Annotated in this window: 22 protein-coding genes; 20 read left to right on the forward strand and 2 right to left on the reverse strand. The window is 38.7% G+C overall.

The window, feature by feature from the left end; translation table 11 throughout:
* Positions 1 to 19: 19 nt before the first annotated feature.
* From PT285_RS03245 to trxA, 18 genes are all read left to right on the forward strand, one after another.
* The gene (locus tag PT285_RS03245) at positions 20 to 976 is read left to right on the forward strand and encodes a bifunctional oligoribonuclease/PAP phosphatase NrnA (protein WP_277150592.1); all 957 of its coding nucleotides are present in this window, start codon (positions 20 to 22) and stop codon (positions 974 to 976) included.
* Positions 969 to 2327, forward strand: a complete 1359-nt coding sequence (locus PT285_RS03250) for a DEAD/DEAH box helicase (protein WP_277147785.1) — start codon at positions 969 to 971, stop codon at positions 2325 to 2327. The genes PT285_RS03245 and PT285_RS03250 overlap by 8 nt, the downstream gene beginning before the upstream one ends.
* Positions 2328 to 2458: 131 nt before the next feature.
* Positions 2459 to 2851 (forward strand): type II toxin-antitoxin system HicB family antitoxin, encoded by a 393-nt coding sequence (locus PT285_RS03255; protein WP_277147787.1) that lies wholly within the window; start codon positions 2459 to 2461, stop codon positions 2849 to 2851.
* Positions 2852 to 3008: 157 nt separating this feature from the next.
* Complete coding sequence (locus PT285_RS03260) at positions 3009 to 3833, forward strand: hypothetical protein (protein WP_277147789.1); 825 nt, start codon at positions 3009 to 3011, stop codon at positions 3831 to 3833.
* Between the two features lie 80 nt (positions 3834 to 3913).
* Complete coding sequence (locus PT285_RS03265; protein WP_277147791.1) at positions 3914 to 5650, forward strand: SLAP domain-containing protein; 1737 nt, start codon at positions 3914 to 3916, stop codon at positions 5648 to 5650.
* A 115-nt stretch (positions 5651 to 5765) separates the two neighbouring features.
* On the forward strand, positions 5766 to 6359 hold the full coding sequence (locus PT285_RS03270; protein WP_277147793.1) for a histidine phosphatase family protein: 594 nt from the start codon (positions 5766 to 5768) through the stop codon (positions 6357 to 6359).
* 55 nt (positions 6360 to 6414) lie between these two features.
* Entirely contained in the window at positions 6415 to 6576 is a 162-nt protein-coding gene (locus PT285_RS03275; protein WP_277147795.1) for a hypothetical protein, read from the forward strand.
* 27 nt (positions 6577 to 6603) lie between these two features.
* On the forward strand, positions 6604 to 6954 hold the full coding sequence (locus tag PT285_RS03280; protein ID WP_277147797.1) for an SLAP domain-containing protein: 351 nt from the start codon (positions 6604 to 6606) through the stop codon (positions 6952 to 6954).
* 271 nt (positions 6955 to 7225) lie between these two features.
* Complete coding sequence (locus PT285_RS03285; protein ID WP_277147799.1) at positions 7226 to 7432, forward strand: hypothetical protein; 207 nt, start codon at positions 7226 to 7228, stop codon at positions 7430 to 7432.
* Between the two features lie 92 nt (positions 7433 to 7524).
* A complete protein-coding gene (locus tag PT285_RS03290) occupies positions 7525 to 7872 on the forward strand; it encodes a hypothetical protein (protein ID WP_277147800.1) in 348 nt (115 codons plus the stop codon).
* Positions 7873 to 8174: 302 nt separating this feature from the next.
* Entirely contained in the window at positions 8175 to 10337 is a 2163-nt protein-coding gene (locus tag PT285_RS03295; RefSeq protein WP_277147802.1) for an AlwI family type II restriction endonuclease, read from the forward strand.
* 128 nt (positions 10338 to 10465) lie between these two features.
* Positions 10466 to 12568: a Dam family site-specific DNA-(adenine-N6)-methyltransferase gene (locus PT285_RS03300; RefSeq protein WP_277147804.1), complete on the forward strand. Its 2103-nt coding sequence runs from the start codon at positions 10466 to 10468 to the stop codon at positions 12566 to 12568.
* Between the two features lie 273 nt (positions 12569 to 12841).
* Positions 12842 to 15481, forward strand: a complete 2640-nt coding sequence (gene alaS / locus PT285_RS03305; RefSeq protein ID WP_277147805.1) for an alanine--tRNA ligase — start codon at positions 12842 to 12844, stop codon at positions 15479 to 15481.
* A 51-nt stretch (positions 15482 to 15532) separates the two neighbouring features.
* Positions 15533 to 15790, forward strand: coding sequence for an IreB family regulatory phosphoprotein (locus tag PT285_RS03310; RefSeq protein WP_277147807.1), 258 nt, complete (start codon positions 15533 to 15535; stop codon positions 15788 to 15790).
* Positions 15790 to 16218 (forward strand): Holliday junction resolvase RuvX, encoded by a 429-nt coding sequence (gene ruvX / locus PT285_RS03315; protein WP_277147809.1) that lies wholly within the window; start codon positions 15790 to 15792, stop codon positions 16216 to 16218. The genes PT285_RS03310 and ruvX overlap by 1 nt, the downstream gene beginning before the upstream one ends.
* Positions 16219 to 16220: 2 nt before the next feature.
* A complete protein-coding gene (locus PT285_RS03320; protein WP_277150594.1) occupies positions 16221 to 16535 on the forward strand; it encodes a DUF1292 domain-containing protein in 315 nt (104 codons plus the stop codon).
* 53 nt (positions 16536 to 16588) lie between these two features.
* Positions 16589 to 18937, forward strand: a complete 2349-nt coding sequence (locus PT285_RS03325; RefSeq protein WP_277147811.1) for an endonuclease MutS2 — start codon at positions 16589 to 16591, stop codon at positions 18935 to 18937.
* Positions 18938 to 19015: 78 nt separating this feature from the next.
* Entirely contained in the window at positions 19016 to 19327 is a 312-nt protein-coding gene (gene trxA, locus PT285_RS03330; RefSeq protein ID WP_277147813.1) for a thioredoxin, read from the forward strand.
* A gap of 35 nt (positions 19328 to 19362) precedes the next feature.
* On the opposite strand, the gene mscL is transcribed toward trxA, so the two are convergent.
* Both mscL and PT285_RS03340 read right to left on the reverse strand, forming a co-directional pair.
* Positions 19363 to 19734: a large-conductance mechanosensitive channel protein MscL gene (mscL, locus tag PT285_RS03335; protein WP_277147815.1), complete on the reverse strand. Its 372-nt coding sequence runs from the start codon at positions 19732 to 19734 to the stop codon at positions 19363 to 19365.
* A 48-nt stretch (positions 19735 to 19782) separates the two neighbouring features.
* Positions 19783 to 20193: a YslB family protein gene (locus tag PT285_RS03340; RefSeq protein ID WP_277147817.1), complete on the reverse strand. Its 411-nt coding sequence runs from the start codon at positions 20191 to 20193 to the stop codon at positions 19783 to 19785.
* A gap of 83 nt (positions 20194 to 20276) precedes the next feature.
* Here PT285_RS03340 and murI point away from each other — a divergent pair, with 83 nt between their 5' ends.
* Together murI and PT285_RS03350 are read left to right on the forward strand one after the other, a co-directional pair.
* Positions 20277 to 21071 (forward strand): glutamate racemase, encoded by a 795-nt coding sequence (gene murI / locus PT285_RS03345; protein ID WP_277147819.1) that lies wholly within the window; start codon positions 20277 to 20279, stop codon positions 21069 to 21071.
* A 3-nt stretch (positions 21072 to 21074) separates the two neighbouring features.
* Positions 21075 to 21695 (forward strand): XTP/dITP diphosphatase, encoded by a 621-nt coding sequence (locus PT285_RS03350; RefSeq protein WP_277147821.1) that lies wholly within the window; start codon positions 21075 to 21077, stop codon positions 21693 to 21695.
* Positions 21696 to 21717 lie beyond the last annotated feature (22 nt).

The raw sequence follows: 21717 nt of genomic DNA on the forward strand, positions 1-21717 counted from the left end.
TGTTTTTAAGGAGAAAAATATGAGCACGTTTGATGAAATTTATAAGAAAATTGAAGAGTATCCAACGATCATCCTGCACCGGCATACCAGTCCGGATCCCGATGCGTTAGGGTCTCAGGCCGGCTTAGCGCGGTCACTGAAAAAGAAATTTCCGGCTAAAAAGATTTTGTGTGCGGGAGAAAACGATGAGGGTGATCTTGTCTGGATTAACCACATGGACCCGGTAACCAAGGCCGATTACCAGGGAGCCTTGGTCATTACGACAGACACCGGCAACACAGCGCGAATTGCCAACAAGCTTTATGATTGCGGTGATTTTTTAATTAAAATTGACCATCATCCGGATGTTGAACCGTATGCGGAGATGAGTTATGTTGATGACGCGGCTCCGGCGGCATCACAAATTGTTGCCGACTTTTTATATGCCGAAAACTTACCGGTGGATAAAGCCGTTGCTTATCCGCTGTATGCGGGAATTGTTGGCGACACTGGCCGGTTCATGTACCCGGAAACAACTGAGCATACCTTTAATGTTGTGGCTAAGTTGACGGCAACCGGTATTAATATCACGGAAATTGCCCGCAACATTAGCGATGTCACATTTGAACAGGCCAAGCTGCAAGCCAGTGTCATGGAATATATGCAAGTTGATCCCAGCGGTGCTGCTTATGCAATTTTGACCCAGAAGACGCTGCACAAATTGGGGGTTAATTCTGAGCAAGCTTCCTGCACGGTTTCCAGTCCAGGTCGGATCAAAGATGTCATTGCTTGGAATGTATTTGTTGAAAAAGAGGACGGGACTTTCCGCGTACATTACCGCTCCAAGGGTCCGGTAATTAATGAATTGGCTGCAAAACATGATGGTGGCGGCCATGCATTGGCCAGTGGTGCGAATGCTGCTGACATGGCTGAGGTTAAGCAAATTTTTGCGGAATTGGTTGAGGTAACCAAGAAATATAACGAGGATCATGAATAATATTTTTACAGATGAAAAACTGAGGCCGGAAATACGTGCTGGCCTAGCGAAAATTAATTTTACTAAACCAACCAAAGTGCAAGCGGAGGTTATTCCCCTGCTGCTTGACGGTAAAAATGCGATTGTTCAGGCAGTTACCGGTTCTGGAAAAACGCATGCTTATTTGGTACCGGTTCTGAACGCAATTGCGGTTGATCATAAGTACACCCAGGCTGTGATTACCGCTCCCAGCCGAGAATTGGCCGAGCAGCTCTATTTAGTTGCCCGCCAGCTGCGGGATGCATCCGGATTGAACATTTCAATTGCTCATTTAGCAGGGGGCACGGATCGGGAGCGGCAGATCCAAAAATTGACGGCTAACAAGCCTCAGCTTGTGATTGCTACGCCCGGGCGCCTGCATGATTTTGTTCAGAAAAAATTGTTGCTGGTTGACCAAGCGCAGGTTTTGATCGTTGACGAAGCTGATATGACACTGGATATGGGTTTTTTGGCTGACATTGATTATGTTGCTCAGAAGATGCCCAAAGATGTTTTGTTTGCAGTTTTTTCCGCAACGATTCCGGTCAAGCTGACTAATTTCCTGCGAAAATATATGAAACGGCCTGAGCAGGTAACCATTGATAATCCGGCCGTAATTGCGCCTGGCATCAAAAATGATTTGTTAGATGTCGGGAGCAAGAGCCGCAAGGGCATTTTGTATCAGCTGCTGACGATGGGGCAGCCGTATCTCGCCCTGATTTTTGCTAATACTAAGCAAAGGGTTGATGAATTAACTGCTTATTTGCAATCTCAGGGGCTCAAAGTTGCTAAAATTCACGGCGGCATTACTGAACGGGAACGTAAACGGACTCTACGCGAAGTTGCTCAGGGTCAGTTTCAGTATGTGGTGGCAACGGATTTGGCTGCCCGTGGACTTGACATTGACGGTGTCAGCCTGGTGATTAATTATGAGATTCCGCGTGATCTGGAATTTGTGATCCACCGAATTGGGCGCACTGGCCGTAATGGCTTAACGGGCCACGCTGTAACCTTGATCCGTGAAGAAGAAATGAATCGCATTGCTGGCTTAGAGCATATGGGGATTCATTTTGATTTTGTGCAGATTAAGAATGGTGAATTAGTTCCCCGTAACCATTACCATCGCCGCAGCGAACGTTCTTCGACTAACCATAAGATTGATCCCAAGTTAAATGGTTACGTGAAAAAAGAGAAAAAGAAGCGTAAGCCCGGTTATAAGCGCAAGATTAAACAGGCGATTCAAAAGGATAAGGCACAAAAACGTAAAATTGAGCAACGCCATGAAGTGCGCAAAGCGAAAAGAATGCGAAAAAAGCGTCGGGATGAAAAGTAAATAGATTTAATAATAAGGTTTTCCGAATTTTAGGAAAGCCTTATTTTTCTCAAAATGCTTACACGTGGAATAATACGTGTTATAATTTTTGTGAAAACAAGTAAATATTAATACTAGAGGAGATGTGTCAAATGAAGTACTTATATTTTGCTATATTCACGTTAAATAAAGCTGGACAATACGAAGTTTCTTTCCCTGATTTTGCTCCAGAAGTGGCTACCTATGGCAACAATCTTTCTGAAGCTTTGGCAGCCGCCAAGCAGGCGTTAACCGGTGTTTTATTGGTTAAAGAAGATTATCGCGAAACAATTCCAACGGCAAGCACGCAAACAGAAATTCATTATGACAAGGGCGAATTGTTAATTCCAATTGAAGTAAATACCGAACTTGCAAGAGAAAAGGAAGAGAACAAATTAGTCAAAAAGACCTTAACGATTCCTAGTTATTTGGATAAATTGGGCAAAAGCAAAGGAATCAATTTTTCGCAGACACTAACGGCGGCTTTAAAGGAAAAATTGATTTAATTAGTTCAATCGAGCTGTTCATGTTGAAATGAGCAGTTTTTGTTTACAACGAATCTTTAATTAACGGTAAAATTTGTACGCAGCTTCGTTTTTCTGTATCTCTAATCTTTATAATCAATTTATTATAAGCTATCGAAATAATGAAAGAGGAACAGTAATGAATATTTTTGGCCATTTGTTTGCAGTCCTTTTCCGACAGAAAACTAGGATAACTCACCGTGTTTGGCTATTGCAACTAGTTGCGGTTCTCGTAACAATGATAATTGTAGTTTGGGGCACCGAAATTACGCGCGACACGCTGATGAATGCATTTGGACTTTGTTTTTTTCTGTTGTTCTTTGTTTCCAACGCCATTTATTTGCTGGTGACTTGCTGGCAGAATGAGAAATTCAATCGCAGCCAAACCTGGCGCCTGGTTCCGGTAAAGGATCGTTATATTTACTTAGCAAACACCTTTAGCTCATTTATCGCTTTCGTTTATCTAGATGTTTTGGAAGTAATTGAATTTTTCCTGGGCCTTTTTTGTTTGTATCCAGCTTCAAAATATTGGCTGAATGAAACTGGTCAATTTATTGGAAAAATTTTCAGCGGCAGCGAATTTGGTAAAGCAGTTGAAGTGGCATGCGTCCTCCTGCTAATGGGATTAGCAGTTTACTTAATTGTTAGTTTTCTTAATTTTAGTCAGCGTGCCTTAATTGATTTTTGGCCTGCGGGTTCGTCAAAGCTAGTCATTTTTTTGACAAGGCTTTTGCTAATTATCGTGGTTAGTTGGCTTGTAATTAATGGCTGGCAAATTTTGGCGCATCTTGATGCCAATATTGAACACGTGCTGTTTAATATTCCCTACCGTTATCTGCCAGATTATAATAACAAAATTAATTTGTCAGGTGATTTAGGATTGTTTTTATTGTTTGACATTGTTACCTTATTTTTGAATATGGTTCTACTTGATAAGTTTGTGGAGGCTAGGCCTAATAATTAAAATTTGTTGATTGTTTGTACTTTAAATGAATTATAATTAATAATGTAATTATAAAACTCACTTTTAAAGAGGCTATTATTATGAAAAGAAATAAAAAATTGTTCACCTTGTTAACAGCAGCAATATTAACAGTACCAAGTTCATTTTTAGTGACAAGTAATGTTCAAGTTCGGGCAGCTAAGTCGCAAAAAGGTACTTTTAAAATTAATATGGGCGAAACTTATCTTTATGACAAGAATGGCCATATTTATAAAAAATATGGCAAACTTGGGAAACTGCCGACGCAGATTGATAACAAAGACTTGCTTGAGCTGCAGACAGATAAAGCACTTAAATATTATGGCTACCGCACAATTAAAGGTGAGCGTTATTTAAATGTAGGGAATAATGGTTATGTTAAATTAGCTGATGTTAATGTCCTTAATGGTAAAAATATTCAGCGGGGTAAGCTGGTGCTTGATCATAATTCACGTGTTTATAATAAAAACGGTAGGAAAAAAGCGCAGGTACTTGCTAAAGGTGCTTTTGTCAAATACGCAGGTAAAGTTGCGCCGATTAGTGAAGCAAAAGATTATTATACGGCTGAGTGGGGCATTTCTAAAGATGCTGAGGGAGTCCATGTGGCTACAAGAGCTTGGCTGCCTTATCGAATGATTAAAGGACAGGATTATTATTCACTGGGTAAAAATCGTTACATTAAAGCCGGTAATGTTAAATATATTGATGGTATAAGTCTGTATACTAATAAAGCAATTACAGTTACTGCTACGCAAAATTTAAAAATTTATCGTGGACCGCTTAATTATTCTAATAGTGACGACGGTAATTTCTTTAATCCGACTGATCAAGTTATTCGAAAGGGAAGCAAGTTTAAAATTGACCGCAATTTGTATGTAACGAATGAAGATCCGGATGATTATTATCGTCTGGCTGGTAAAGATGAATATGTTGATGGTGATGCCAATGCAAACGGTGCAACCGATAAATTGGAAGTTTCCGCATATGAAGATTTATCAGAGACTAGAGTGGGTTATAAGACAAATGCAAAAATTTATAATGCTAAAGGAACCGCTTTGTATCCTGAACTATACATTGATTCACTTAAGAATAATCATATGGCAAAAGTTAATGAAGCAGTTTATCTCTGGGTCCCAAGTGAACAGAAAGCTGAACTCTTTTATCAGTTGGACAAACAAAGTTACGATTTAACGAGCAGTCCCACTCCAACCAAAGAAACTGCTTCATCACAGGATACTAATAAACAGGTGGTTGACGGTTATATTAAAGCTAGTGACGTTGAATATGCTTCTGGACCATACTTGCAGCCGATTAATAGTGCGCAGGATGCAGAAAAAGAGCGGGTTACAGCAACTAAAAGTGATCGGCAGAACCTAGAAAACTTAATTAGCGCGGGTGCCGCAGTAGAAAAATCCGAAAAGTATCTTTTATCTGGTGGCACGCTGCGCGCAAACTATGATTCGGCATTAGCAACAGCCAAGCAAGTTATTGCTGCTGAAGATAGCAGTGTGGGGGAAGTAAACCTTGCCAATGCAGAGTTGACCGCTGCTGGGAAAGCCCTTAACGGTCAAAAGGTACCGGTGAAAAATCTTGCTAAATTGACTCAGAATGAAGGGTTTAGTGTTGGTCATCTTGCATCAAGAGCTTTTGAAGGGGGAAAGTATCCTGAGTATGTGGTTAATTTTAATTTGAAGAAAAATAAACTGATTTTGACAGAAATTGCTAAGGATGCAAGTGGCAAATATCAGGATATTCCACATGAATTAAACATTGCTGATTACGCAGTGGAAGAAAAATAAATTAATTTAAGAAGGCTGAAAAAGCAGCTTTCTTTTTATTTTGCCCTTGTTTACTAAAAGATAGTTGTATAATTAAAGCTATAGAAAATTATTATTATATAAAGAAAGTAGAAAAATGAAAGAATTATATTTAATGCGCCATGGTGAAACAATTTTTAACAAAAAAAGATTGGCCCAAGGCTCGACCGATTCACCGTTAACCGAAAAGGGTATCAAGGAGGCTGCCAAAGTGGGGAAGTACTTTGCAGCTGAAGGATTAACTTTTGATCACGCCTATTCTTCAACGCAAGAGCGGGCCAGTGATACTTTAGAACTGGTGACCAAGCAGCCATATAAGCGGTTAAAGGGACTTAAGGAACTTGATTTTGGCTTGTTTGAAGCCGAGCCTGATTATCTGCTGCCTAAGGCTACTTTTAAGGATCCGGCTGAAGTCAATTTGCTCGTACCATATGGCGGCGAGTCGACTTTGCATGTATCGGAGCGGATGAACCAAACAATTACGGAAATTATGAACAAGCCGGATCATCAACAAGTGTTGATTGTCAGTCATGGTGCGGCAATTATTTCGTTTATCGCCAAATGGATGTCTTTTACGGAAATTGCGGCCCAAGTGGGCGATATGCCTAACTGCTGCGTTCTGCATTTTGGATATGACAACGGCAAATTTACTTTTAAAGAAATGATTGATGCAAGAAAATTGCCGGAATAAATTTAAACTGGCTGCCTAATAAAATGATTTTATAAGATGTGGTTTGAGGTAGTAAATGAGAAAGAATAGAAAATTAAATCTATTATTAGTTGCAATCAACTTAATGGCTGCACCAACCGCGATTTTTGCTAATAATCCGCAGCAGGTTCAAGTAGCTGCAACAACGGTTAAGCTGAATCTGAATCATAATACGCGTGTTTATAATAAAAAAGGGTAAAAACTTTGGTCCTACCACGGTCATAGTTTGCTGCTCAAGCAAAAGAAAACCATTAAGGTTACCCGTAAAATTAGCCCAATTACTGATCCCAAAACTAAACACTATTCTTTCCATGATGATGTGTGGAATTGGTTTTATTTGCCATATAAAACCATTAATGGTCAAGAATATTATAGTATCGGCCATGGTGGATATATCAAAGCTGTTAATGTTAACACGGTCAACAAGCAGGAATTGTTGACCAATCAGGTAACGATCAAGTTGACTAAGAAGATGTTTGATAAGAAAAATATGATCAATATTTATGATGCTACGAGCGATCAGACTAAGCCTAAGCATTTTAAATTAGGTCAAAAGGTTATTTTGATGCCTAAATAGATGGTAATGATGATTGGGATACGGGAGAAGGAGATTACTGTCTGTTGCGGATTAAGGGAACTAATAAGTATTTTGACGAAAAATATGATTAAGATGGCAAAAGCTTAACTCCAACTTATACTACTAAAACTTTACTGCCAATTGCTAAGTATGAAAAGGTTGCAATTACCGCTGAGGCTGATTGTATATAACGAAAAAGGTGAACTAGCGAATGAAAATACTACTCAAGACCAGCGTAAAGTGACGCTTAAGAAGAGTAGTATCACTTATAGTGTTACTAAGGAATTGTATCTGCGGTTACCAGGACAAAATAAAGCAGAATTGTTTTTATCAATTTCATGATAAATGGGCCACGGAGGATGCTTATAATTTAGTCAAAGCTGATAATGTTAAATATGCATACGGCCCGAAGTTGCAAGTTGCTAATACAGAAGCTGATGTGATGAGTGACAAGGTGCTTGCAACAAACTCTGATTGAGCTGAGTTAAAAGTATTATTGGATAAAGCACTAAAAGTACGAGCAAGTGAGCGCTATAGTTATTTTTCATCTAAAACTTATTATGATAGTGAGTGGCGCAAGCTCAAAGAGTTTATGATGCAACGATTAGTTCAAATGCAGAGATTAAGGCTGCGATAACCGCCTTACAAGGAGCTGATCAAGAGTTAAATGATGGAAAAAGGGTTCCAGTTAAGGACTTGAAGCATATAACTGATGATGAGGCTAAGAAGATTGTTGCTTTAGTAGACCATGCAAGCTATTTGAAATATCAGAAAACTAATAATTTCCAAAATTACGAAGTGAAGTTTAATGATGATAGAATTGAATTAGAATTATTTATCACGGATTCAAGCAGTAAGCCTGCAACTGTGAAGAAGTATAAGTTGGATATTAATGACTATGTGACTAAGGAAAATTAGTCGTGCAATTAACAAATAATCGTTAATTAAATGGTCATAAGCAATGAAGTGATTATTGACAAAGATGCATCAAGTAGTACAATAACTGGTGACTTAAGATATGTTTTTTTAGTAAGGCAGTTCACAGAAAGGGTCGTTTGTTGAGAAGGCCCATTTCCTACTAAAAAATGCTCCTGATAGTTTTAAAATTAAAATAATTAAGAGGTAACAAAAAACTGTTGCAATTAAGGTGGTACCGCGTATGATGTGCGTCCTTAAATTTTGTAACAGTGTTTTTATCTAAAATTTTTAGAGGATTTAAAATGAGAATTATAAATAAAAATCGGTTTAGTGTTTTTAATTTAGAAGATACTAATGGCAGGAGTGGAGCATATTATACAAGCTTAATAGTTTATTTATCTATATTAAATAATATGCAGAATGAAACTTCTAAAAGTTGGACATGGGGGGCATATCCAAATTTAACACAATATAATTTTTATAAGAGAGTTGCTTCTTCAAATGAATTTAAAAATAGAGATACAAATAAAATTAAAAATTTTAAAAAAGGAGTAGCTGTAAAAAATCTACAAAATAAATTTTTGACAGGAAAATTAAAAAAAGACTCTGAGTTACTTAAATTTCTTGATAAAAATATAGAGCAACGCTCAAGACATTATACAAGTAATCTCGTAAAGTTGGGATTAGTTGATGGGCAACGTATAGTTACACCTGTGGGTAAATCCTTATTAAGTGCTAATGGAACTAAAGAAATTTCTCGTTCCAAATTAGAAAACAATATTTCTATTGCTGATAATTCATTAATAATATTACGACAGCTTGCAAAGTTTAAAGTCAATAAAATTAATTATAATAAAGAAACTGATAAAACTAAGGTTTGTATGTATTCTCCATTTAATTTCTTGATAGCTGCTTTATTAAAGAAATCAAGTATTGAAGAAGGATTACTTTTTAAAAGCTTAAGTGCTTTAACGCCATACAATCAAGTAAACATAACAGATTATATTAAAAAAATCACATCTAAATTTGGAATTAAGAATATACATGATTATAATGTTGCATTGTATAAAGAACAAATAAAACATTTTGGAGATGATAATAGTCTTTTAGACAAGAAAAATTTTTTGGAAAATATTGCTTTTAAAAATCGTAAATCAGGTAAAATGGAAGAGCTATATTATAATTTTTATAAGTCTAATAGGGCTTTTGCAAAATGTCATACGCAAGATAATTTGGACAAACTGTTAATAATTGTAAATGGTAAAGGAAAAAATGAAATAAAGAAAAGATTTAATGGCAACAAAAATATTTTTATGCTTAAAGGAAAAAATTCACGAGAATTAAATGTTTTTTTGAAAAATAATGCCGAAAATGAATTTATTAGTAAAGGTAATAGCAATAATTTTTATGTTGATGCTGCAATTATTAATACTAGAGAAGTTAATATAGATGAATATCATAAATCATTCGAGAAATTAACAAAAATTGGCTCTGTTATAACAAGTAACGAAGGAATTGTATCATTAACTTTTCCTAAATTTTGGAAGGCAATTGATAAAAAATATCCTTTTAATAAACATATCTTTGAAACAAAGGAATTATCTAGTAATCTACAAGAAAATACGATTTTCTCTGATTTTCAAACTGATATTACATTAGAAAAAATATTTAGTTTATCTGAAAAGGCTGTACAAGAAGTCCTTGAAGTATATCTAAAAAGTTATGGGCATAAAACTGAAAAAGAAATTAAAGAGGAGCAGCTTAAAGAACAAAATAAAGTCCTGCTAGAAAAATTAAAGGTAATCATGCCGCAAAAAAGATTATTAAAATTACTTCCATTGTTTATTGAACGTGATGATAATAAAATTCTGCGTTATACGACAAAAGATGCAACTGTTCCAACAATTTTTGAATGGATTGTGGCCATAGGGTGGTATTATCTATCTAAAAATAAATATAATTTAAAAAAATCAATGCAACTTTCTTTAGATACTGATGGTTATCCTATTACTCAAGCACCTGGTCAAAAGAACAAAGATGAAGTAGGAGCAGGTGATATTATTGCTAAGTACAAAGATAGAACTGTGCAGTTAGAAGCAACATTAATGGATAAAAATGCAATTAAGCGAGGAGAATGGGAGCCAGTATTGCGTCATTCAGCGAATCTTTCAGCAGCTAGTTCTGTTCCAGTACAAACTTATTTTGTCACATCAAAAACAGATAAAAATACAGAAAATATATGGCGCTCAGTAGCAGCTACCGATATTGAAGAAACTGGTAATAAGCATAGAGAAAGTAGAGTTATCATTTATCCGGTTGATATCGTTACATTTAAGCACTGGATTGAAACTAAAGGGATTGATGAAGTAAAAATATGGGAAAAGATTGATAAATCATATGCGCCATTAGTTAATACAAAATTTGATAATAAATGGAAACAAGAAATACTAAATGAAATTGGCTAGTTTTGTGTTTGTAATATATAAAACAATTATATTGATTAACATATTTTAAAAATAATTTAAAAATATTTGCGTAATTATAGGTGTCGATGTATTATATGTTTTATTGTAAAAAGAAAGTGATGCCTAAAATGATGACTACTAATCAAATAACTGCTAAGTATGGTATTACAAGGCAAACCCTAAATAATTGGGTACAAAAAAAATATATCCCTTCACCTAAAATGAAAAGAGGACATCAAAACGTGTGGACATCGAGTCAATTAAAACTAATTGACAAGAGGGTGGCTCATAAGAATATAAGACAGCTCAATCTTTTTGATGTTGATTTAAAGCCTTTGCATATAAATAATAGACGTTATTTAGGTTGTAAGCAAAGAATGCTAAATTTTATCAATCGCACTGTAAGTGAAAATACGACTAATGTAAAAACTGTTGCTGATATATTTGCTGGTACAGGTGTTGTAGCTAATTTGTTTAGAGCACAGGGGAAAAAAGTTATAGTCAATGATATTTTGACTTCAAATTATATTACGTATGAAACTTGGTTTGGAAATGAAGAGGTTGATATTTCGAAAATAAAAAGAATTTTATCTAAATTAAATTCTTTAAAAGGTGTAGAAGGTTATGTAACAAAAAATTTTGGTAATAGGTATTTTTCTATTGAAAATGCTAAAAAAATTGATGCAATTCGTGAAAAAATTGAGGTATTAAAGAATGTTAATAAGCGTGAAAGGTCTTTTCTTTTAACTTCTTTATTATATGCAATGGATAAAGTATCAAATACTGTTGGACACTTTGACTCATACAGAAAGCACATGGATAGCTATAGGCCTATCTATTTAAGGTGTCCAGATCTTAATATTAATGGGGAAAATGAAATTTATAATGAAGACGCAAATAAATTAGTTAAAAAAGTTAAAGCTGATCTTGTTTATATTGATACACCATATAATTCAAGGGGATATGAGAGTATGTATCATGTTCTAGAAAATGTAATGGAATGGAAAAAGCCTGCTGTTGAGGGAGTTGCAAAAAAAGCTATAAATAGGAAAGAAAAGTCGTCAGATTATACAACTTCAAAAGCTCCCCAAGCATTTAGTGATCTAATTTCAAATATAAATGCAAGATATATTTTGGTTTCATATAATAATATGGCAAAGAAAGGTAATTCAAGATCAAATGCTAAAATTTCAAATGAAGAAATAATTGATATTCTTAAAAAAAGGGGGGAGGTAAAGGTTTTTTCAACAGATTTTAATGCATTTACTACAGGTAAATCCAAAATTTCTAATCATAAAGAGTTGTTATATTTATGTATTGTTGATACAAAATACGATCAAGTGATTCAATCTCCCTTAAATTATACTGGGGCCAAGCATAAAGTGTTACCTCAAATTAAGCCTTTATTTCCAAAAAAATACTCAAGGTTTATCGATTTGTTCGTAGGAGGCGGTAGTGTCACAGCTAATCTTATTAGCGATAATATAGCAGATTTATATATTATGAATGATATAGAACCACATATTATGGATTTTTTTAAATTTCTTGCAAAGACTAATATTAATGATTTTATTAAAAATGTGGAGAGCAGAATAAAAGAATATAAATTATCAAATTCAAAATTAAACGGTTATGAATTTTATGGATGTGACAGTGCTAAAGGCCTTAGCAAATTTAATAAAAAAGGGTTTCTAAAACTACGTTCGGACTATAATGCTAATCCTAATTCATTAGAATTCTATTTACTTATTGTTTTTGGATTTAATAATCAGGTACGATTTAATTCAAAAGGAGAATATAACCTTCCAGTAGGTAAAAGAGATTTTAACCAAAAAATGCAGGATAAACTTGTAGACTTTTCAAGAATTTTAAAAAATCCAAAATTATATTTTAGTTCCAAAGATTTTAGACAAATTAAATTTAAGAAAGATGATTTTATATATGCAGATCCACCATATCTTATTTCAGAAGCTACTTACAATGAAAATAGTGGATGGACTGAAAAAGATGAAGTTGATCTATATAATTATTTGGATAGAGCCGATAAAGCTGGAGTTAGATTTGCTTTATCTAACGTAATTTTACATAAGAATCTTGAAAACAAAATTCTTGAGAAATGGTCAGCCAAGTATAATTTGAATGTTATTGATCATAATTATAATAATAGTAATTATCAAACATCAGCTGGTAGAAGTAGAACTGTCGAAGTTTTAGTAACAAACTATAATTAATGTGTAGTGTTAAGTTATCAAGTGTATATTGACAAAACCATTCCAAGTAGTACAATAACTGGTGACTTAAGACATGTTTTTTAGTAAGGCAGTTCACAGAGAGGGTCGCTTGTTGAGAAGGCCCATTTCCTACTAAAAAATGCTCCTGATAGTTTTAAAATTAAAATAATTAAGAGGTAACAAAACACTGTTGCAATTAAGGTGGTACCGCGTATGATGTGCGTCCTTAAATTTTGTAACAGTGTTTTTTTATATTCAAAAAAGGAGAAAATAATGAAGAAATTAACTAGTTCAGAGTTTCGGCAAATGTTCTTAGACTTCTTTAAAGAACACGGTCACATGGTTTTACAAAGCCAGTCGCTCATTCCTAAGGACGACCCGACATTGCTCTGGGTTAATTCTGGCGTGGCCACAATGAAGAAATATTTTGATGGTTCGGTTGTGCCGAAGAACCCGCGCATCACGAGTTCGCAGAAGTCAATCAGAACCAACGATATTGAGAATGTTGGTAAAACTGCCCGTCACCAAACTTTCTTTGAAATGCTCGGCAATTTTTCGGTTGGTGATTACTTTAAGAAAGAAGCAATTCCGTGGGCTTGGGAATTTTTAACTAGTCCCGACTGGTTAGGGCTGGATAAGGACAAATTTTACTGCACGGTTTACCCGAAAGACACCGAAGCCCAAAAGATTTGGGTTGAAACGGGGATGCCTGAAGACCATATTGTGAAACTGGAAGAAAATTTCTGGGATATAGGTGAAGGACCATGTGGGCCTGATTCCGAAATTTTTTACGACCGTGGTCAAGAAAATAATGACGTTGCCGAAGACGATCCGGAAAACTTCCCTGGCGGTGAAAATGCCCGCTACCTAGAAATTTGGAACATTGTCTTCTCCCAATATAACCATTTGGCAAACGGCAAATATGTTGATCAGCCTCATAAGAACATTGATACGGGCATGGGTCTAGAGCGTGTTCTGTCGATTTTGCAGGATGCGCCGACCAACTTTGAAACCGACCTCTTTTTACCGATTATCCACGCAACAGAAAAGATGACTGCTGGCAAAAAGTATGAGGTTGATGACAAAAATACGCCGGCCTTCAAGATCATTGCCGACCACGTGCGGGCCGTTAGTTTTGCCATTGCCGACGGTGCCTTGCCGTCTAACTCGGGCCGCGGCTACGTTTTACGCCGGTTGATCCGTCGTGCCGATCTGAATGGTCAGCGTTTAGGCATCAAAGGTGCATTCTTATACAAGTTAGTGCCGGTTGTTGGCGAAATCATGAAGAGTCACTACCCAGAAGTCAGCGACCAGAAAGATTTTATTGCTAAGGTGATCAAGAATGAAGAAGAAAGATTCCAGGTAACGCTGGATTCTGGCTTAACCTTGCTTGATGATCTGATTGCTAAAGCCAAGGATGCAAAAGATAAGACGATTTCCGGTAAGGATGCCTTTAAGCTCTTTGATACCTACGGATTTCCTTACGAATTGACTTTTGAATCGGCACAGGATGCCGGCTTAAAAGTCGATAAAGAAGGCTTTGATGCCGAAATGCAGGCGCAAAAAGATCGGGCACGCAAGGCCCGTGGTGATTTGCAGTCAATGGGCAGCCAGGACGTTACCTTGATGAACATCAAGGACAAGTCTAAATTTGAATACGGCGTGTACGAAGAAAAGCATGCCAAATTAATCGATATTATCGTTGACGACAAATTGGCTGACCGGGCTGACGGTGATCATGCGGTTTTGATTTTTGATAAAACCCCGTTTTACGGTGAGCGCGGGGGACAGGTTGCCGACCACGGTGATATTTATAATCAGGCCGGTGAACTGGTTGCCCAAGTGACGGATGTTCAGCACGCGCCAAATGACCAGAACATGCACTTTGTTGACGTGATTTTGCCTTTAGAAAAAGGTCAAGAGTATGTTTTAAAGATTGACCGTGAGCGCCGTGAAGGTTTACGCCACTCGCACTCAGCTACGCACTTGCTTCATTCGGCACTGCGCAGTGTTTTAGGCGAGCATACTCACCAGGCCGGCAGTTTAGTTGAGCCGGATTACCTGCGTTTTGACTTTACGGCGATGGAACCGATGACCGCTAAGGAAATTCAATCGGTTGAAGAATTGGTCAACCAGAAGATTTGGGCAGCCTTGGATGTTGAAACCACGATTACCGATGTTGAAACTGGGAAAAAGATGGGTGCCTTGGCCCTATTCGATAGTAAATATGGTGATGAAGTGCGGATTGTGCAGATGGGTAACTTCTCCAGTGAATTCTGTGGCGGGACGCACTGTGCTAACACTAACCAAATCGGTATTTTTAAGATTATCTCTGAATCTGCCGTTGGCGCGGGGATGCGGCGGATTGAAGCTGTGACCTCAAAGAAAGCCTATGAATATTTGGCTAACCGTTCTAATTTGCTTGAAGAAGTTCAAGAGCAGGTTAAGTCAACCAAGCCGGAGGACATTACCGACAAGATTGATAGCCTGGAAAAGGATTTGCACAACAGTCAAAAGCAGGTTGAGGACTTGCACTTGAAGATTAATCAAGCAAAATCCGGTGAGATCTTTAATAACGTCAAGCAAGCCGGTGATTTATCGGTCATTGCTGCTAAAGTTGATGTTAAGGGCATGAATGATTTGCGTGAACTTGCCGACAACTGGAAGAGCAGCGGCAAGTCTGACGTTCTGATTTTAGCGGCTGCTAGTGACGGCAAGGCCAACATGATTGTCAGCCTAGGAGACAAGGCTTTGAAGAAAGGCCTGAAAGCTGGCAACTTAATCAAGATTGCTGCGCCAATCTTTGGCGGCGGCGGGGGCGGCCGTCCAAACATGGCACAAGCTGGTGGGAAGAAACCTGAAGGCCTGCAAAAGGCGATTGACACTTTAGTTGCAGAAATTTCACAAAATTAAATGATTGAGTTTGTGCTCGTTTTCAAGTAAAATTATGCTAGGAGGTATGTTATGAGTTCGCTAGATAAGACAATGCATTTTGACTTTAACCAAAATAAAGGAAAAAATGTTCATGAAACTCTGGAGGATGTTTACAATGCGCTTGAAGAAAAGGGCTATAATCCAATTAATCAGATTGTAGGATACTTACTTTCTGGCGATCCTGCTTACATCCCAAGACATAATGATGCACGTAATTTGATTTTAAAGCATGAACGCGACGAAATTATTGAAGAGCTGGTTAAGAATTATCTAGGCAAAGAAAAGTAATGCGTCTGCTTGGCCTAGATGTTGGCGCCAAAACTGTGGGGGTTGCTGTCAGCGATGAATTAGGGATTACTGCACAAAAGGTGATGACGATCCCAGTTGATGAGGAACGCTTTAATTTTGGCATGCGACCGCTAAAAAAATTGGTGCATCAATATAATGCAGATGGTTTTGTTTTAGGCTTACCCAAAAATATGGATGGTACAAGTGGCGCGTCAGTAACACGTAGCAAGGCGTATGGCAAACGGCTTGAAAAAAAGTTTGGCTTGCCGGTTTATTATTCTGATGAACGTTTAACGACAATTGAGTCAAGGCGGGTTTTGGTTGAAGAAGCCGGCATTCATGACCGTCATAAGCGAAAAGAAGTAATTGACCAGATGGCTGCGGTTCTGATTTTACAAAATTATCTGGACCAGAAGCGAAAGGACTAATGATGACAGAACAAATTCATGGTGCTGGCGATCAAGACCGCCAGATTACCCTAGTTGATGAAAAAGGCAACGAAGAACTATACGAAATTTTATTTACATTTCATTCCGATGACTACGATAAGTCCTATGTTCTCCTTTATCCCGCTGCTGTTGGCGATGATGAGGATGTTGAAGTTCTAGCATTCAGTTATGATGCTGATGAGGACGGTGATGTGACAAGCAGTGACTTGCACGAAATCGAAGCAGATGACGAATGGAACATGGTTCAGGGAGTGCTTAACACCTTTTTGGACGATGACCGGTTAAGTGGTGAGTAACAAAAAAGGCTGGCAGTGCCAGCCCTTTTTGTTGATAGAAATATTTTGGAGAAATGAATAGTAAGATATTAAAAACTTTAGAATTTGGTAAAATCACACAAAAGCTGAGCAATTTGGCAATTACTGTGCCAGCTAAGGAGGAAGCGCAAGAATTGTTACCCAGTGGTGATTATGACACAGTTGCCCATTCGCTGAAACAAACACTGGCTATGGTGAATTTGCTGCGAGTCAAAGGACAGCTGCCGCTGACTGCTTTTGTTGATGTCAGGGCCAGTATTAAACGGCTGAAAGTCAAAGCAAATTTGAACGCCCAGGAATTGGGAAATCTTTTGCTTGTTTTGGCCCTTGCTAATGATCTTAATGATTTTCTTGATGATGTTGATCCCGAAAAATTAGATCTGAGTGCGATTGCTGCAATTACTTCTCAGCTTGATGTTCCCGAATTGCTGTTTAATGAATTGAAGCGGGCGGTTGATTATGACGGCACGGTTCTTGACACGGCATCAAGTGCCCTTGCTAGCCTGCGCCACGACATGCACAGCAATGAAGAAGAGATTAAGCAGCGGATGGAAGGCTACCTTAAAGGCAACAGCAGTAAATACTTGTCGGAGCAGATTGTGACAATTCGTGACGAACGGTATGTCATCCCGGTGCGGCAGGAATACCGGGGAAAGTTTGGCGGGGTTGTTCACGATCAGAGTGCCAGTGGCCAAACCTTGTTTGTGGAACCGAGTGCAGTTTTGCCTTTAAATAACCGCCAGCAAAACTTACTGGCGCAGGAACGCCGGGAAATTCACCGCATTTTGCGCAATTTGTCGGAAATGGCACGTACGGAAACAGAAAACTTAATTAAAATTGCTGCAGCCCTAACCAAGCTGGACTTTTTGCAGGCTAAGGCACGGCTGGCGCAGGAAATGAATGCGAGTGAGCCACGCTTAAATGATCAGCATATTACCAATCTGCTGAAGGCACGGCATCCCTTAATTGATCCGTCGAAGGTGGTACCTAACGATATCAAGTTGGGTCAGGATTTTGATACGATGCTGATCACGGGCCCTAATACCGGCGGTAAAACAATTACGCTTAAAACCGTGGGCATTATCCAGTTAATGGCCCAGGCCGGATTGTTTATTCCGGCCGGAGAAGGCAGTCAGGTGGGTGTTTTCAAAGAAGTTTGTGCCGACATCGGCGATGAACAGTCGATTGAGCAGTCACTCAGTACTTTTTCTTCACATATCAATGACGTGATTGCGATCATGAAAAATGTCAGTGCGGAAACTTTGGTACTAATTGACGAAATTGGCGCCGGTACCGATCCGGAAGAAGGGGCCAGTTTGGCGATCAGCATTTTGGACTTTTTACAGAAGAAAAAAGCCAAGATAATGGTGACGACCCACTATCCTGAATTAAAGCTGTACGGTTATAATCGGCCGCGGACAACTAACGCCTCGATGGAATTTGACTTAAAGACACTGTCGCCGACGTACCGCCTGCAGATAGGGATTCCGGGACACAGTAATGCCTTTGCAATTGCGCGTCAATTGGGGATGCGCGAGGATGTGGTCAAGAATGCCGAAAGCTTGATGACCGATACCAATTCTGATATTAATAAGATGATCGAACGCTTGAATAAGCAAACCAAGGCGGCAACGACTGCCCGCAATCATCTTGAAACCAGCCTCGACCGCAGCCAAAAGCTTGAACAAAAATTACAGCAGGCACTCGATTGGTATAATCAGCGGGTGCAGAAACAATTGGAATTCGCTCAGGAGCGGGCAAACGAAATTGTTGCCAAGAAGCGCAAGAAGGCTGATCAAATTATTGCCCGGCTAGAACAGCATCATGGAACCAAGGAAAATGAGTTAATCGATGCCAAGGGTGAATTAAACAGTCTGCAGCAGGAAAACGCCAAGCTGGCGAATAATAAGGTCCTGCAGCGCGAGAAACGTCGTCACCATGTCAGTGTCGGTGACCGGGTCAAAGTTTTGTCTTATGGTCAGACCGGCACGATCAGCAAAAAATTAGCCGATCATGAGTACGAGGTGCAGCTGGGCATTATGAAGGTTAAAGTTAGTGACCGGGATGTTGAAAAGATTGCCGCTTCTTCTGCGGCTAAAAAGACGCCAGTACGAGCAGTCAGCTCACTGAGGCGCAATAATGCCCATGGTGAGTTGGACCTACGCGGTCAGCGCTATGATGAGGCAATGACTAACCTTGACCGTTACATTGATTCGGTTTTATTAGCCGGACTTGATGTAGTGACCATTATTCATGGTATTGGTACCGGTGCCATCAGGAAGGGCGTGTGGCAGTACTTGAAGAAAAACAGTCATGTTAAAAGTTTTAATTATGCACCCGCTAATGAAGGTGGAACAGGAGCAACAATTGTTCACTTGGAGTAATTACTTGTAAAAAGTAAGTTGATTTATTATAATTAAGAACATCAATAAGAAATATTTATTTTACGATGGAGGTAAAAGATGGTTGACGTAATTACAGACCAAAATTTTGAAGAAGAAACTAATACAGGCGTTGTCTTGACTGATTTTTGGGCAACTTGGTGCGGTCCGTGCAAGATGCAATCACCAGTAATTGACCAGTTGGCAGAGGAACGCCAAGACGTTAAGTTTACAAAGATGGATGTTGATGAAAATAAAAAGACGCCGCAGGACTTAGGCATCATGGCAATTCCAACCTTGGTAATCAAGAAAGACGGCAAGATTGTTGACCGAATTACGGGCTATACACCCAAGGCTAAGCTTGATCAGATCTTAAATCAATATACTGCTTAATTAAAAAATCAACCTGATGTGACAGGTTGATTTTTTTAATTCTTTTCTTTTAACAAATCGCGAATTTCCCTTAGGTAATCTTCGGCAGATGGACAGGGAGCTGGTTTTTCTTCCTGGCCCTTCTTGGTCAGCTTATTGACAGCCTTGATCAGCAGAAAGACAATAAACGCGATAATTAAGAAATTAATTACGTTATTGATGAAGCTGCCGTACTTAAAAGTGGCACTTCCGACTTTCACAACCAGATTAGACAGGTCAATTTTCCCAAGAAATAAGCCGATAAACGGGTTGACCAGATCCGTGACAAATGAATTGACGATGGCCGTGAAAGCCCCGCCAATGATAACGCCAACTGCCAAGTCCATGACATTGCCGCGGGCAATGAATTGTTTGAATTCCTTTAACATAAGATTTTCTCCTTCTACCACAAAATCTTTTTTAGTTATAAGTATATTCTAATCAAAGCTGGCGGTAAATTGTACTTTTTGCTCTTTCGCAAGGATTTTAGCGTCACATTCGGTGGTTTGCTTCTTTTCCCTTTGAATTGCCTCGGCAATAATGCCGGCCTCCAGAGAAAATTCCTGGCTGTCGCTGCTTAAACGGTCACTAACATTCTGCCCGCTTAATTCTAGTATAATCGAACCTCTTCGTTCTTTAATTTTAGTTAATTCGCCAAATTCTGCGGTTATAAAAAAACTGTTGACATCTTCAAATGAGGAAAGGTCGTAGTGGCGGGAAACCCGCTTGCCGGCCCAATAGAGAATTGCTGCATTGTCATCGCCTAAAATTGTCGGGAGAAGAAAATCCCGGTACAACTGGTTAACAAAGTAAACATGTTCATTCGTGTATGTCTTATTTTCGTCCATCAATAAATCATCCCTTTTATTATTTATAATTGTACCGTAAACTGTTAGAAGTAGGAAACAATTTTTGTTAGGAGTAATGTAATATGGATAATCGACCAATTGGACTCTTGGATTCTGGCGTGGGCGGATTGACTGTTGTGAAAAAAGTTGTGCAAAAATTACCGCATGAAGCGACGGTTTTTATTGGTGATAATGCCAATATTCCTTATGGCGATAAGTCGGTAGCGGAAATTATCGCTTTAACCAGAGAAAGTGTTAATTTTTTACTGCAGAAAAATGTCAAGTTGATTATTTTTGCCTGTAACACGGCAACGGCAGCGGCGATGGCTGCGATTCAGAAGGAAGTCGCGCCGCAGATTATTGGGGTGATCCAATCGGGTAGCGTGGCGGCGATTAAGACTAGCAAAAATAAGCAAGTGGTGGTTGTCGGCACTCAAGTAACGGCCAATTCACATGCTTATAAAAAAGAAATCGGCCTTCGTGATTCCGCAATTGCAGTAACGGAGTTAGCAGCACCGAAATTAGTGCCGCTGATTGAGCGGGATGCGCCGCATGCAGAAATATTGCCGGTAGTAAAAGAAACCTTGCAGCCACTGAAAGGGCAGGAATTTGATACGCTTGTTTTGGGCTGCACCCATTACCCGATTATTCGCCAAGAATTTGCACAGGTGCTGGGCCAAGGGGTGCAGATTGTCGACCCAGCTGATCAGGTGGCACAGTACACGTACAATGTTTTGCAGCGCGATAATTTACTTAGTGCGTCTGCTGAGCCAGGAGTGCATGAATATTACACGACGGGTGACGTTAGGATGGTTAATGAGTTAGGAAAATCCTTTTTACAAGAGCCTAATTTTACTGCCAAACATATTGAAGGATAAACAATGATGAAAGAAATTTTATTTGCGACAACCAATCAGGGCAAAGCTAGGGAGCTGAAAGAAGCGTTTAAAAAGGCGGGAATTAATGTAAATATCAAAACCAACAGTGATTTGATTAATCCGCCCGTGGTTGATGAAACGGGCACGACTTTTGAAGAAAATGCCAAGCTAAAGGCGCACGCACTGGCTGACTTCAGCGGTTTATTAACGATTGCCGATGATTCTGGCTTGATGGTCGACCAACTTTTTGGCGCGCCTGGTGTTCATTCTGCGCGTTATGCCGGTGATGAACATAATGATGCCAAAAATAATGCCAAATTATTAGCAGAATTGGGTGGCGTGCCGGAAAATAAACGGACGGCAAAATTTACAACAACGATTGTTGCTTCAAAGCCGGAGAATTTTGATCGCGACTTAGTTGTTAGTGGTCAATGCCCGGGCAGAATTTTAGCCAGTCCACGTGGTGAAGATGGCTTTGGCTATGATCCCTTGTTTTATATTCCGGAAAAAGGCAAAACTTTTGCGCAAATGACGCTTGACGAAAAGAACGAAATTTCCCATCGCGGCAAGGCAATCAAGAAATTATTGGAAGAATTTCCTGCGTGGATTAACCAGTTTAAGTAGAATTCCGTACTAATACAAAAAG

Origin of the sequence: Lactobacillus sp. ESL0791, assembly GCF_029433255.1 — a bacterium.
GTDB lineage: Bacteria > Bacillota > Bacilli > Lactobacillales > Lactobacillaceae > Lactobacillus.

Bases quoted from the DNA above. Each gene is read 5' to 3' on its own strand.
- PT285_RS03245 (WP_277150592.1), top strand. From the start codon at position 20: ATGAGCACGTTTGATGAAATTTATAAGAAAATTGAAGAGTATCCAACG.
- PT285_RS03250 (WP_277147785.1), top strand. From the start codon at position 969: ATGAATAATATTTTTACAGATGAAAAACTGAGGCCGGAAATACGTGCT.
- PT285_RS03255 (WP_277147787.1), top strand. From the start codon at position 2,459: ATGAAGTACTTATATTTTGCTATATTCACGTTAAATAAAGCTGGACAA.
- PT285_RS03260 (WP_277147789.1), top strand. From the start codon at position 3,009: ATGAATATTTTTGGCCATTTGTTTGCAGTCCTTTTCCGACAGAAAACT.
- PT285_RS03265 (WP_277147791.1), top strand. From the start codon at position 3,914: ATGAAAAGAAATAAAAAATTGTTCACCTTGTTAACAGCAGCAATATTA.
- PT285_RS03270 (WP_277147793.1), top strand. From the start codon at position 5,766: ATGAAAGAATTATATTTAATGCGCCATGGTGAAACAATTTTTAACAAA.
- PT285_RS03275 (WP_277147795.1), top strand. From the start codon at position 6,415: ATGAGAAAGAATAGAAAATTAAATCTATTATTAGTTGCAATCAACTTA.
- PT285_RS03295 (WP_277147802.1), top strand. From the start codon at position 8,175: ATGAGAATTATAAATAAAAATCGGTTTAGTGTTTTTAATTTAGAAGAT.
- PT285_RS03300 (WP_277147804.1), top strand. From the start codon at position 10,466: ATGATGACTACTAATCAAATAACTGCTAAGTATGGTATTACAAGGCAA.
- alaS (WP_277147805.1), top strand. From the start codon at position 12,842: ATGAAGAAATTAACTAGTTCAGAGTTTCGGCAAATGTTCTTAGACTTC.
- PT285_RS03310 (WP_277147807.1), top strand. From the start codon at position 15,533: ATGAGTTCGCTAGATAAGACAATGCATTTTGACTTTAACCAAAATAAA.
- ruvX (WP_277147809.1), top strand. From the start codon at position 15,790: ATGCGTCTGCTTGGCCTAGATGTTGGCGCCAAAACTGTGGGGGTTGCT.
- PT285_RS03320 (WP_277150594.1), top strand. From the start codon at position 16,221: ATGACAGAACAAATTCATGGTGCTGGCGATCAAGACCGCCAGATTACC.
- PT285_RS03325 (WP_277147811.1), top strand. From the start codon at position 16,589: ATGAATAGTAAGATATTAAAAACTTTAGAATTTGGTAAAATCACACAA.
- trxA (WP_277147813.1), top strand. From the start codon at position 19,016: ATGGTTGACGTAATTACAGACCAAAATTTTGAAGAAGAAACTAATACA.
- mscL (WP_277147815.1), bottom strand. From the start codon at position 19,734: ATGTTAAAGGAATTCAAACAATTCATTGCCCGCGGCAATGTCATGGAC.
- PT285_RS03340 (WP_277147817.1), bottom strand. From the start codon at position 20,193: ATGGACGAAAATAAGACATACACGAATGAACATGTTTACTTTGTTAAC.
- murI (WP_277147819.1), top strand. From the start codon at position 20,277: ATGGATAATCGACCAATTGGACTCTTGGATTCTGGCGTGGGCGGATTG.
- PT285_RS03350 (WP_277147821.1), top strand. From the start codon at position 21,075: ATGATGAAAGAAATTTTATTTGCGACAACCAATCAGGGCAAAGCTAGG.